Consider the following 12,477-nt stretch of genomic DNA (forward strand, 5'->3'; position numbering starts at 1 on the left):
CCGAGTGCTCACGGCAGGTGCAATTGCACCTGCACGCCACCGTCAAGGTTGTCGATGCGCAGAGAGCCACCGTGCAACTTGACCACCTCTTCGACGAAGTTCAGCCCAAGCCCCGTGCTTTTGCGGCCACTGTCCGGACGCGGCAATGAATAGAATCGCTCGGTCAGACGCGCCAGCGCGTAATCGGGAATCGGCGCGGCTTCGTTGAACAGCCGAAACTCGATCTGCTCGCCAACCCGCTCGGCGTCAAATCGCAGCAACCCCCGTGGCGGTGTGAAATCCAGTGCGTTCTCCAGCAGATTGCCCAAAGCCTGACGCAGCAGAAACGGCTCGCCGATCAGCGACAGATCCGCCGGTATGGCGCACTCGATTCGCAACTGCTTGCCCTCGATCCTCGCAGCCTGTGCCTGCAACACTTCATCGACCAGCGCAGCGAGCGGCACAGCGACGCGTTCTTCCAGCGCCTGACGCTGCTCGACCTGCGCCAGATCGAGCAGTCGCTCAATCAGTTGCTGCATGCGCGCACTTTCGCTGTCGATGTTGCCGACGAAACGCTGCCGTTGCGCCAGCGGCATTTCGCTTTGCAACAACTCCGCAGCGCCACGAATTGCCGCCAACGGGCTCTTCAATTCATGGGTCAAGGTGTGGACATAGCGTTCGACGTAGGCCTTGCCTTCAAGCTGGGTGCGCATCTGTTCCACGGCGCTCGCCAGTTGTTCCAGCTCGCCACCACGGTAATGCGGCACTTCCACCCGACGCCCTTCGCTCACGGCCTCGGCATAACGGGTCAAACGGTGCAGTGCCCGGCTCAGCCACCATGACAACAGCGCACCGAGCAGCAGACCCAAGACGATCAGCCCGGCGCCATAACCCAGCAGGCGACGCTCGGTGCGGTCGACATAGGGTTGCAACGAGCTGTTGGGTTTGGCCACGGTGACCACGCCGATGATCTGGCCAGCGTCGCGGATCGGCGCACCGACGTGCATGACCGAAGAGTTTGGATCATTGGGGTCGCTGCGGCTGGAGCGCGCGCCGTATTCGCCGCGCAGGGTCAGGTAGACGTCGTTCCAGCGCGAGTAATCCTGACCGACCGCGAGGCCACTGGAGTCCAGCACCACGATGCCCCTGGCGTCAGTGACGTAGATGCGGTGGTTGACCTGGTTTTTCGGCAGGCCCCAGATCGTCGCTTTCGGCTGGCGCTCGCCATAGGCACGGAGCAGTTCCGGCCAGCGATTCTGGCTGAGGGTGCCAGCCTTGAAATCGTCCTTGAGGATTTCCGCCATCAGGTTGGCCGTGTCGACCAGGGTTTCCTCGGTGGACTGGCGCACGCCGGGGCGGATTTCCTCCATCACGGTGTTGAGCACGAAATAACCGGTGAGGCCGATAAACAGCACGTACACCAGGAAAATCCGCAGCCCCAACGACATCAGCTGTGCCCCGGGCTGTAGCTGTAGCCGAGGCCGCGATGGGTCTGGATCGGCTCGGCTTCGGCGCGAATCAGGCGCAACTTGGCGCGTACGCTCTTGATGTGGCTGTCGATGCTGCGCTCGTAGCCGGCATCCGCTGCCACCCCCAGCGCATCGAGCAGTTGCTCGCGGCTGAACACCCGCTCCGGTTGTTCGAGCAGGCATTGCAGCAGACGGAATTCATGACGGGTCAGGCTCAACGCCTGGCCGCGATAGCTGATCTGCACGCGCTCGGGATCGATGCGAAACACCCCCGACCAGGCTTCGGCCGGCGGACGCGGTGCCATGCGCTTGAGAATTGCCCGGACCCGCGCCGCCACTTCACGAGGGCTGAACGGCTTGACCACGTAGTCGTCGGCGCCGATTTCCAGGCCCACCACGCGGTCGATTTCGGCATCCCGGGCGCTGAGGAACAGCACCGGTACTTCGCTGAACCGGCGCAGTTGCTTGCAGGTTTCAAAGCCGCTGATGTCCGGCAGGCCGATGTCGAGGATGATCAGGTCGGCCGGCGTCTGACGCTGATGCTCCAGCGCCGCCGCGCCGAGGCTCAGCCAGGTCGTGGTGAAACCCTCGCCCTGCAAGGCAAAAATCAGCGTGTCGGCAATCGCCGCTTCGTCTTCGACAATCAGGATATGAGGCATGGCGTCCGAGCCTGTGGATTAAGTGCGCGAACGGTGCCCCAAGCCTGACGTTACGTCAATGAGACCACTTAGCAGTCTGGCTTGTCGGCGGTGAATCGACGCGCCGGGTTTACCGCTGCGCCGAACTCACGCAGCGCCTTGGCACCGATCAGCAGTGGATAGTTGAAATGGCTGCGGTCGGTCAGGTTGACCTCAACGGTTCGCTTGACGTTGCCCAGGCACAGCTCCAGATCGACCACCGGGCGCTTGGCGGCTTCCGTGGTGTCGCGATCCTCGTCGTCCTCGTCGGAGCGGCTCTTGATCTTGCTGATCCGCGCGATCTTGTGTTCGAACACCTTGTTGCTGGCGTCCTTGGTCGCGAGACGGAAACGCACCCAGTCTTCGCCGTCGCGGGTGAAGGTCTCGATGTCCTTGGCCGACAGCGAGGCGGTCAGCGCGCCGGTGTCCATTTTTGCCTTGAACACTTGCCCGCCGATTTCCGGTAGCGCGATGTATTCGTAACGCCCGTACAGGGTCGGCTCGGCGGCCAGCACCGGCAGGGCAACAAGGGAAAGCAAAGCAAGGAGGGATTTCACGTAAGGGGCTTCCTTGAGAAATGGGGCGTCAGACGCGAGATTTTAGACCGCTGTTCACTTGATCGTTCCCGCAAGGCTAACGCGCCAAAGGTGAAACATTCGTAACCCGCGATTTGGCCTGTCGCCCGAAGCCACTTATCATGGCGCGCCCATCCGCTTTCATAGAGTTGCTTATGCGCCGCCTGCTCACCGGCTGTTTCGTCACCCTGCTGTTATTGCTCAACACCCTGGTGCTGTTCGGCCCGCTGATGGTGTTCGCCCTGCTCAAGCTGATCCTGCCGGGACGCTTTCGCGATTACGCCTCGTGGGCGGTGATGTGGATTGCCGAGACCTGGGCGGAAATCGACAAACTGATCTTCCGCCTGTGCATCCCGACGCAATGGGACATTCGTGGCGGCGATGATCTGCGTGGCGACACGTCGTATCTGGTGATCAGTAACCATCAGTCCTGGGTCGATATCCCGGCGCTGATCCAGACCCTCAACCGACGCACGCCGTTCTTCAAGTTCTTCCTCAAGAAGGAATTGATCTGGGTGCCGTTCCTGGGCCTGGCCTGGTGGGCGCTGGATTACCCGTTCATGAAACGCTACACCAAAGCGTTCCTGGCGAAGCACCCGGAACTGGCCGGCAAGGACCTGGAAATCACCAAAGCCGCGTGCGAACTGTTCAAGCGTCAGCCGGTGACGGTGGTCAACTATCTGGAAGGCACTCGCTATACCGCGGCAAAAAGCACACAGCAACAGTCACCGTTCAGCCATCTGCTCAAGCCCAAGGCGGGCGGCGTGGCGTTTGTGCTGGCGGCGATGGGTGAACAGCTGGACGCGATTCTCGATGTGACCGTGGTTTATCCACAGCCGAAGATTCCGGGTTTCTGGGACCTGATCAGCGGTAACGTGCCGCGGGTGATCATCGATATTCGTACTCGTGAACTCGACCCGGCGCTGTGGCAGGGCGACTACGAAAACGATCCGGCGTTTCGCGAGAAGATCCAGAACTGGGTCAACCAGCTCTGGACCGAGAAAGACCAGCGCATCGCCGAACTGCGCGGCGAGCGCCGTTGAATCAACTGCCGGCGCCGGTGCCCCAGATGCTGCCCAGGCTTTGCAGCAGCGAGCCGCCGACACCCTGCTGACCGAGGTATTGCAGCAGTATCGGGGCAAACTGGCCAACCATGCCGCTGTCCATGCCCAACGCCCCAAAGGCATTGTTCAAGTCATTGGTGTCCTTGACGTTGCCCAGCGCGTTTTCCAGCCCGGCGGACTTGCCGGACGATCCGAGCAACCCGCTCAACGCCGCCAGATTGCCGCCACCACCGGAAAGTTTGTCGATCCCCGGCACATCCTTGGCCAACTGCGAATAGTCAGTGTTGCTGAGCTGGTTTTTCGCCAGCCCCAGCATGGCACTGGTACCGCCGACCGCTTGCTGCGGCGTGACATTCAGCGCGCTCAGTGCACTCAACAGACCGGCGGTTTCCGAGGTTGGCGCCGCTGCCGCAGCCTTGTCACCGCCCTGCATGCCCGATACCGCACCGGCAACGTCGCTCAGGCTGAAACCGGCAAATACCGGACCTGCCGCCAGGGTCAGGAGCGATGCCAGGGCAAAACCGCGTGAAATCTTCATTCAGACATCCTCTTGTGGCGTAAAAACCCTTCGTCAGCGAAGGGACAAACTGCCGGTTTGACCGAGTATCCGCCGGCATGTTCCGAGCGTAGCGCATCCATTCTGAACCCGGCCGCGTATATGAAACGTGAAACCCCGGATACCCCATGATGAATGGCACGAGCGCAGTAGCTGAACTAGCCTGTGAACTACCCGAAACCAGCGCCCGCCCTGTCTGGAGACTTGTCATTACCTTCGCCGACACCGATCAGCTGCGGCAATTGCTGGCCCAGTGTTCACTGGGCGACCGCCGTGCCTTCGAAACGCTGTACCGCAGCGTTGGCCCGCGCCTGCACGGCGTGGCTCTGCGTTTCATGGGGCGACCGGATCTGGCCGAGGAAGTGTTGCAGGAAAGCTTCGTGCGGATCTGGAACAACGCCTCGCGCTACGAATCGCACCTGTCGGCGCCAATGACCTGGATGATCAACATCACCCGCAACCAGGCCATCGACCAGTTGCGTAAACACCGAGACCGGCCTCTGACCGATGTTGAACAGGACGCCCTGGCGGACGAAAGCCCGTCGGCCCATGACCAATTGAACAGCGCCCGCGAAGCCACAGCCCTGAACCGCTGCCTGGAAACCCTCGAAGGCATGCAGCGCCAGTCGATTACCGTGGCCTACTTTCAGGGTTTGTCCTGCTCGGAACTGGCCGAGCATCTGGCGGCGCCGCTCGGCTCGGTCAAATCATGGATTCGCCGTGGCATGGAACGCCTGCGCCGGTGCCTTGAATCATGAACTACCAGACCCCTGCCCTGCGCCGCGCCCTCGCCGCCGATTACGCCATCGGCTTGATGGCTGCGCCGGCCCGTCGGCGTTTCGAGCAGTTGCTGCTGGAAGACGCGGCCCTGCGCGCCGAACTGGCGCACTGGCAGGAAAGCCTCGCCAGCCTCACCGAAACGTTGCCGCAGGTTCCAGTGCCGGAGCGCGTGTGGCACGGCGTTACTGCGCGTATCGAGCCGCAGGTGCTGCACGTCCCCGAGAAGCGTCCGTTCTGGAACTGGTTGCGGGTGACGGCAGCACTGGCTTCAATCGTGGTGCTGGTGTTCCTCGGCTCGCTGTACACCCACGACGACGCCCGCTACCGCGCCACCCTGCTGAGCGCCGACGCGAAACCGGCGCTGAAAGTGGAAGCCCATGATGATTACCTGCAAGTCGAGCCGCTGACATTGGCGGCTGTCGATCCTCAGCGCAGCCTGGAGCTGTGGGCGATTCCCGCCGATGGCAAGCCGATCTCGCTGGGCGTGATCCCGGCAGGTGGCAAAGGCAAGGTTGAATTGAACGACGCGCAGAAGGCGCTGATCGGCAAGCCGATTGCGCTGGCGGTGAGCCTTGAACCGAAAGGTGGATCGCCGACCGGGCAGCCGACGGGGCCGGTATTGTATCAAGGGGCATTGGCGGGATTATGAAGTCAATCAAGTCCGGCTCAAGGTCCAGAGGTCTTTTTACTCCAGAGGGTTTAAAAGATGCGATCACAACTATTGCTGGGTGCACTTTCTTTTTTCATCATGTCTTCTGTCCATGCGCAAACCTTGATTTGCCCAAAGGCAGCGCAAATTGACCAAGTCAGCACCGAAAGCGGGACGTACGTATTCACGGCACCGGCATCCAAAGGCACGACATGGATGGGTACTGGTGCGGAGGAGTTCGATCTGAAAACGGCATCGTTCACCGGGGCAAAAATAGATGACCCAGTCCTGACTTGCGATTACAAGGACCAGTCTGATCGCACGATGCAGCTAACGTTGAAAGAGGCGAAAAAGGCTCGCCCCGTCGCCAAAGGCAACTGGAAAGAAAACCAGTGCAGCTCCGAAAAGCTCACGCTCTGCGCATTCAACATTCAGTAAAAAAGGCGACCCGTAGGTCGCCTTTCTTTATACCTTGATGCTTACGCCGCACTGAACAACTTGTGCGGATCAATCACAAACTTCTTCGGCACGCCCGCATCGAACTCGCCGTAGCCTTCCGGCGCCTGATCGAGGCTGATGACCTGCACGCCCACCACTTCGGCAATGTTGATGCGGTCCCACATGATCGCCTGCATCAGTTGGCGGTTGTACTTCATCACCGGGGTCTGGCCGGTGTGGAAGCTGTGGGATTTGGCCCAGCCGAGGCCGAAGCGGATGCTCAGGCTGCCCATTTTTGCGGCAGCATCCACGGCACCCGGATCTTCGGTCACGTACAGGCCCGGAATACCGATCTTGCCAGCTACGCGCACCACGCCCATCAGCGAGTTGAGCACGGTGGCCGGGGCTTCGGATTTGACGCCGTCATGGCCATGACCACGGGCTTCGAAGCCCACGCAGTCCACGGCGCAATCCACTTCCGGTTCGCCCAGCAGTGCGGCGATCTGCTCGTGCAGCGGAGTGTCTTTCGACAGGTCGACGATTTCGAAACCCTGAGCCTTGGCGTGGGCCAGGCGGATGGTGTTGACGTCGCCGATGATGACCACCGCCGCGCCCAGCAGACGGGCCGAAGCGGCAGCGGCCAGACCGACCGGGCCGGCGCCGGCAATGTAAACGGTGCTGCCCGGACCAACGCCAGCGGTAACGGCACCGTGGTAACCGGTCGGCAGAATGTCGGAGAGGCAGGTCAGGTCACGGATTTTCTCCATGGCCTTGTCGCGGTCCGGCAGTTTCAGCAGGTTGAAGTCGGCGTACGGCACCAGCACGTACTCGGCCTGGCCGCCGGTCCAGTCGCCCATGTCGACGTAACCGTAGGCACCGCCGGCGCGGGCCGGGTTGACGGTCAGGCAGACGCCGGTGTGTTGTTCCTTGCAGGAACGGCAGCGCCCGCAAGCCACGTTGAACGGAACGGACACCAGATCGCCGATCTTCAGGTTCTCGACGTCGGAACCCTTCTCGATCACTTCACCGGTGATTTCATGGCCCAGTACCAGACCGGTCTGCGCCGTGGTCCGGCCGCGCACCATGTGCTGGTCGGAGCCGCAAATGTTGGTTGAAACCACACGCAGGATCACACCGTGCTCGATCTTCCTGCCGCGCGGATCCTGCATTTTCGGATAGTCGATTTTCTGTACTTCGACCTTGCCAGCGCCGAGATACACCACACCACGATTGCCAGACATGCTTTCACCTCGCTGTTGTTTTTATGGAACCGCGCCGCCCAGGCAGGCAGCGCGTTAAGTGCTCGGGTTATTGCTTGTTGGTCTTGCGTTGTCTGTGACTCAAAGAACGACGGTGCGGTTGGCGTTCAGGAACACCCGTCGCTCGATGTGATAACCCACGGCCCGCGCCAGAGTCAGGCCTTCGATGTCGCGGCCCTTGGCAATCAGGTCTTCGGGGTAATGACTGTGATCCACCGCCTCGACGCCCTGGGCGATGATCGGCCCCTCGTCCAGGTCGTTGTTGATGTAGTGCGCCGTCGCACCCACCAGTTTCACGCCCTTGTTGTAGGCCTGGTGATACGGCTTGGCACCCTTGAAGCCCGGCAGCAGCGAGTGATGAATGTTGATCGCCTTGCCATCGAGCTTGCGGCACAGCTCCGGCGACAACACCTGCATGTAGCGGGCGAGGATCACCAGTTCGGCACCGGACTCTTCGATCACCTGCCACACCTGACGCTCCTGCGACGGCTTGTCGTTGGGGTCGAGGGGGAAGTGGTAGTAGGGAATCTGGTGCCAGTCGGCCAGCGGCTTGAGGTCCGGGTGGTTGGACACCACTGCCGCCACGTCCATCGATAGCTGGCCGATACGCTGGCGGTAGAGCAAGTCGTTGAGGCAGTGATCGGCCTTGGAGACCATGATCACCACTTTCGGCCGGTAGTTCGGCGCGGTCAGTTCGAAGATCATGCCGAACGCCTGACCGCGTTCGGCGAGGCCGGCGCGGAAGGATTGCTCGTCAAAACCGTCGGGCTGACGGAATTCCACACGAATGAAGAAGCGACCCGAGAGCCGGTCGTCGAACGAGTGGTGCTCAGTGACGTAGCAGCCCTGCTCGAACAGAAAACGCGTCACCGCGTCCACGGTGCCGAGAACGCTGGGGCAGTCGGCGGTCAGAATCCATGTATCCGGGGCGCGGCTCATTGTCGTTTTTCTCCTCTACTCGCTCCCACGCGCAGCGTGGGAACGATCATTACGCCTGAACGCTAAGGCCGTATTCGGCGGACGCATCCTGCAACCACAACCACCAGTAATCCGAGAAGCTGCGACGAATCAGCAGTTCCCAGGTGTCTTCGGCGGTATGACGGATCATCAGCTGCGACTTGGCGAACACCGTGCCCACAGCCTTGCCGACCGGGAAGTTGTTCGGGTGCACGTCGTAGCTGGTGGACTTCATCAGCACCTGACGCACGTTCGGGCCGCTCAGTTCGAGCACTTGCTGGCCGCCGCTGACGTTGACGATCGCAATGTGCAGATCGCCCAGCGCTTCGCGCAGTTTCTGCTCGGCGGCGAACTCTTCACCGCTCGGCACGATCAGCAGCCACTCGTCCGGGCCCATCCATTGCAGGCTGGTTTCGCCTTTGACGATCACGCTCAGGGCGCCCGGCAACTCAATGCCCAGGGCCTTGTGCACGCCGGCAGCGAACGCGGCATCGTGGCCGTCGCCACGAATGGTCAGATGGCCGAGGAGTTTCTTCTCGCGCACGGTCACACCGGCACTTTTGCGGCCCTTGCCCACCAGGCTGGCGAGGTCGGCGTGATGCAGCGACGACTCGGCCTTGGCCCCGGTGGTCGGGCGTTGTTGGTAAACGTTGGCTGCGGTCATAAAGCACCCTTCCTGAATTCTGTGCCGCTCCCGCGCCAGGCGCGGGAGCGATCAATTAGATGTTCTGGCGATCGCCTTTCGGATCGAAGAACACCGAAGAAACGATTTCCGCCTCGATCACGCTGCCATCCGCCAGCGGTGCGAACACCCGCTCGCCCAGACGCTTCAGACCGCCCTTCACCACGCCCATGGCAAACGAATAACCGAGGGAGTTGTGCGCGTAGCTGGAGGTCACGTGGCCGACCATGGTCATCGGGATCGACTGCTTGGTGTTGAACACCAGTTGCGCACCTTCCGGCAGCCATACGTTCGGGTCGATCGGTTTCAGGCCCACCAGCTGTTTGCGCTGGTCACGCACGCAGTCTTCACGGTTCATGCCGCGCTGGCCGATCCACGAGAACGGTTTGGTGCGACCGACACACCAGCCCATGTTCAGGTCGTCCGGGGTCATCGAGCCGTCGGTGTCCTGGCCGACGATGATGAAGCCCTTCTCGGCCCGCAGCACGTGCATGGTTTCAGTGCCATATGGCGTCAGGTTGAACGCCTTCCCCGCCTCAACAATCTTCTCCAAAACACCCATCGCGTAGTCGGCCTGGACGTTGACTTCGTACGACAGCTCACCGGTAAACGAGATGCGGAACACCCGCGCCGGCACACCGCCGACCAGACCTTCTTTCCAGGTCATGAACGGGAACGCTTCGTTGGCGAGGTCGATGTCGGTCACGGCGCTGAGCAGCTTGCGGCTGTTCGGGCCGGACAGGGTCATGGTCGCCCAGTGGTCGGTGACGGAGGTGAAGTACACCTTCATCTCTGGCCATTCGGTCTGGTGGTACAGCTCCAGCCACTGCAGCACGCGAGCCGCGCCGCCGGTGGTGGTGGTCATGACGAAATGGTTGTCGGCCAGACACGCCGTCACACCGTCATCGAAGACCATGCCGTCTTCCTTGCACATCAGACCGTAACGGGCCTTGCCCACGTCGAGCTTGGTCCAGGCGTTGGTGTAAACGCGGTTGAGGAACTCACGGGCGTCCGGGCCCTGGATGTCGATCTTGCCCAGGGTCGAAGCGTCCAGCAGACCGACGCTGTCGCGCACAGCCTTGCATTCGCGTTTGACGGCGGCATGCATGTCTTCGCCGTTTTTCGGGAAGTACCACGGACGTTTCCACTGGCCGACGTCTTCGAACTCGGCGCCGTTTTTCAGGTGCCATTGATGCAGTGCGGTGTAACGCACAGGTTCGAAAATGTGCCCACAGTGACGGCCCGCTACCGCGCCGAAAGTCACCGGCGTGTAGTTCGGACGGAACATCGTGGTGCCCATCTGCGGGATGGTCACGTTCAGCGAACGGGCGGCAATCGCCAGGCCATTGACGTTGCCGAGCTTGCCCTGATCGGTGCCGAAGCCCAGCGCGGTGTAGCGCTTGACGTGCTCGACCGACTCGAAACCTTCGCGGGTCGCCAGTTCGATGGCGGCGGCGGTCACGTCGTTCTGCAGGTCGACGAATTGCTTCGGTGCCCGTGAGGTGTTCTTTTCATGCGGCACCTGGAACAGCGCCAGCGTCGGCTCTTCGTGACGGCTCAAGGCTTTCGGCAACACGCCCTCAACGGTCTGGAACCCGGCTTCGGACGCAGCGCGCACGCCACCTTCAAAACCGTCGGCCAGGGAATCGCCGAGACCGTAGACGCCGTTGATACCACCGACGCACACGCGCTTCTGCGGTGCTTCGCCCGGTACGAAACCGAGGATGTCTTCGCGCCAGATCGGCTTGCCGCCGAGGTGCGACGCCAGGTGAACCACCGGGCTGTAACCGCCGGAGCTGGCGATCAGGTCGCAGTCGAGCCATTCGCCCGGGCTGGTGACCTTGTGGCCTTTGACATCGATCGCCGCCACGCGGGCAGCGGTGACGTGCTTGCTGCCACGGGCCTCGATCACGGCGCTGCCGGTGAGGATGCGGATGCCTTTGGCGCGCGCTTCTTCCACCAGCGCACCACGCGGATTGCTGCGGGCGTCGGCAATGGCGACCACTTGCAGGCTGGCATCGAGCCAATCCAGTGCCACGCGGTAGGCGTGATCGTTGTTGGTCGACAGCACCAGTTTTTTGCCCGGTGCCACACCGTAACGGCGCACATAAGTCGACACAGCACCGGCGAGCATGTTGCCCGGCACATCGTTGTTGCCGTAGACCAGCGGACGCTCGTGAGCACCGGTCGCCAGCACCACGCGCTTGGCGCGGACGCGGTGAATGCGCTGACGCACCTGGCCGATCGGCGCACGGTCGCCGAGGTGATCGGTGAGGCGTTCGTGAATGGTCAGGAAGTTGTGGTCGTGGTAGCCGTTGACCGTGGCGCGCGGCAACAGCAGCACGTCCGGGGTGTTCTTCAATTCGGCAACGACACTGGCGACCCACTCCACCGCAGGCTTGCCATCGAGGCTTTCGCGGGAGTCGAGCAGGCTGCCGCCGAACTCTTCCTGCTCGTCGGCGATGATCACCCGCGCACCGCTGCGCGCAGCCGCCAGGGCAGCCGCCAGACCGGCCGGGCCGGCGCCGACGATCAACACGTCGCAGTGCTGGTTCATGTAGTCGTAGGTGTCCGGATCATTCTCGGTCGGCGAACGGCCAAGACCTGCTGCCTTACGAATGTACTTCTCGTAAGTCATCCAGAACGATTGCGGATACATGAAGGTTTTGTAGTAGAAACCCGGTGGCATCAGCTTGCCGCCGACCTTGCCGAGAATGCCCATCATGTCGTTGTTGACGCTCGGCCAGCCGTTGGTGCTGGTGGCAACCAAGCCTTGGTACAACGCCTGTTGCGTAGCGCGCACGTTGGGGATCTGGGTGGCTTCGGTAGCACCGATCTGCAGCACCGCGTTCGGCTCTTCGGCACCGGCGGCGAAGATGCCGCGTGGACGCGAATACTTGAAGCTGCGGCCAATGATGTCGACGCCGTTGGCCAGCAGTGCAGCGGCCAGCGAATCGCCTTCGAAACCTTTGTAGACCTGGCCATTGAAGGTGAAGCTCAGCACTTTGTTGCGGTCGATCCGTCCACCGTTGGACAGGCGATTGGTCTGGCTCATACCTTCTCTCCCAGCGCCGTCGTGGCTGTTTTCGCAGTGTCAGCCTTGTCGGTGAATTGCGGCTTGGTGCCGATCTTGTAGGTTTCGAGAATCTCGTAGGTCACGGTGTCGCGGGTGACGTTGAAGTACTGGCGGCAACCGGCGACGTGATCCCACAACTCGTGGTGCAGGCCGCGAGGGTTGTCGCGGAAGAACATGTAGTCGCCCCACTCTTCATCAGTGCAGGCGCCTGGGTCCAGCGGACGCGGGATGTGCGCCTGGCCGGATGCGTGGAATTCCTCTTCGGAGCGCAGTTCGCCGCAGTGAGGACAGAAGATATGCAACATGGGATTTCTCC

General features: G+C 61.8%; 13 protein-coding genes. 4 read left to right on the forward strand and 9 right to left on the reverse strand.

Annotated features, from left to right (window positions below):
• Positions 1-8: 8 nt before the first annotated feature.
• The 3 genes from creC to rloA2 form a co-directional block, all read right to left on the reverse strand.
• On the reverse strand, positions 9-1,427 hold the full coding sequence (creC, locus tag AC1RME_RS00485; RefSeq protein WP_096817808.1) for a two-component system sensor histidine kinase CreC: 1,419 nt from the start codon (positions 1,425-1,427) through the stop codon (positions 9-11).
• Positions 1,427-2,107 (reverse strand): two-component system response regulator CreB, encoded by a 681-nt coding sequence (gene creB, locus AC1RME_RS00490; protein WP_096817806.1) that lies wholly within the window; start codon positions 2,105-2,107, stop codon positions 1,427-1,429. Before creB ends, creC begins: the two co-directional genes overlap by 1 nt.
• A gap of 68 nt (positions 2,108-2,175) precedes the next feature.
• Positions 2,176-2,682: a retropepsin-like aspartic peptidase RloA2 gene (rloA2, locus tag AC1RME_RS00495; protein ID WP_096817804.1), complete on the reverse strand. Its 507-nt coding sequence runs from the start codon at positions 2,680-2,682 to the stop codon at positions 2,176-2,178.
• Between the two features lie 173 nt (positions 2,683-2,855).
• Between rloA2 and yihG the strand changes: the two genes are divergently transcribed.
• Complete coding sequence (yihG, locus tag AC1RME_RS00500) at positions 2,856-3,743, forward strand: 1-acylglycerol-3-phosphate O-acyltransferase, YihG family (RefSeq protein ID WP_493090227.1); 888 nt, start codon at positions 2,856-2,858, stop codon at positions 3,741-3,743.
• Between the two features lies 1 nt (position 3,744).
• On the opposite strand, the gene AC1RME_RS00505 is transcribed toward yihG, so the two are convergent.
• Positions 3,745-4,302 (reverse strand): DUF2780 domain-containing protein, encoded by a 558-nt coding sequence (locus tag AC1RME_RS00505; RefSeq protein WP_096817801.1) that lies wholly within the window; start codon positions 4,300-4,302, stop codon positions 3,745-3,747.
• A 149-nt stretch (positions 4,303-4,451) separates the two neighbouring features.
• Between AC1RME_RS00505 and AC1RME_RS00510 the strand changes: the two genes are divergently transcribed.
• Genes AC1RME_RS00510 through AC1RME_RS00520 form a run of 3 tightly spaced genes read left to right on the forward strand, consistent with a single transcriptional unit; the run spans position 4,452 to position 6,187 of the window.
• On the forward strand, positions 4,452-5,078 hold the full coding sequence (locus AC1RME_RS00510) for a sigma-70 family RNA polymerase sigma factor (RefSeq protein WP_493090485.1): 627 nt from the start codon (positions 4,452-4,454) through the stop codon (positions 5,076-5,078).
• Positions 5,075-5,749 carry an anti-sigma factor gene (locus tag AC1RME_RS00515; protein WP_493090229.1) on the forward strand — a complete coding sequence of 225 codons (675 nt, stop codon included), beginning with the start codon at positions 5,075-5,077 and terminating at the stop codon, positions 5,747-5,749. Before AC1RME_RS00510 ends, AC1RME_RS00515 begins: the two co-directional genes overlap by 4 nt.
• A gap of 57 nt (positions 5,750-5,806) precedes the next feature.
• Positions 5,807-6,187: a DUF3757 domain-containing protein gene (locus tag AC1RME_RS00520; protein ID WP_096817795.1), complete on the forward strand. Its 381-nt coding sequence runs from the start codon at positions 5,807-5,809 to the stop codon at positions 6,185-6,187.
• 41 nt (positions 6,188-6,228) lie between these two features.
• Here AC1RME_RS00520 and fdhA read toward each other — a convergent pair whose 3' ends face one another.
• The 5 genes from fdhA to AC1RME_RS00545 all read right to left on the reverse strand — a co-directional run bounded on the left by fdhA (position 6,229) and on the right by AC1RME_RS00545 (position 12,466).
• Positions 6,229-7,428: a formaldehyde dehydrogenase, glutathione-independent gene (gene fdhA / locus AC1RME_RS00525; RefSeq protein ID WP_096817794.1), complete on the reverse strand. Its 1,200-nt coding sequence runs from the start codon at positions 7,426-7,428 to the stop codon at positions 6,229-6,231.
• Positions 7,429-7,527: 99 nt separating this feature from the next.
• Complete coding sequence (gene purU, locus AC1RME_RS00530) at positions 7,528-8,385, reverse strand: formyltetrahydrofolate deformylase (RefSeq protein WP_008086918.1); 858 nt, start codon at positions 8,383-8,385, stop codon at positions 7,528-7,530.
• Positions 8,386-8,434: 49 nt separating this feature from the next.
• Complete coding sequence (locus AC1RME_RS00535) at positions 8,435-9,067, reverse strand: sarcosine oxidase subunit gamma (protein ID WP_096817792.1); 633 nt, start codon at positions 9,065-9,067, stop codon at positions 8,435-8,437.
• A 55-nt stretch (positions 9,068-9,122) separates the two neighbouring features.
• Positions 9,123-12,140 (reverse strand): sarcosine oxidase subunit alpha, encoded by a 3,018-nt coding sequence (locus AC1RME_RS00540; RefSeq protein WP_096817790.1) that lies wholly within the window; start codon positions 12,138-12,140, stop codon positions 9,123-9,125.
• Positions 12,137-12,466, reverse strand: coding sequence for a sarcosine oxidase subunit delta (locus AC1RME_RS00545; protein ID WP_016986286.1), 330 nt, complete (start codon positions 12,464-12,466; stop codon positions 12,137-12,139). Before AC1RME_RS00545 ends, AC1RME_RS00540 begins: the two co-directional genes overlap by 4 nt.
• Between the last annotated feature and the right edge of the window lie 11 nt (positions 12,467-12,477).

The sequence above is a fragment of the Pseudomonas sp. GW822-FHT03F08 genome (assembly GCF_058801265.1).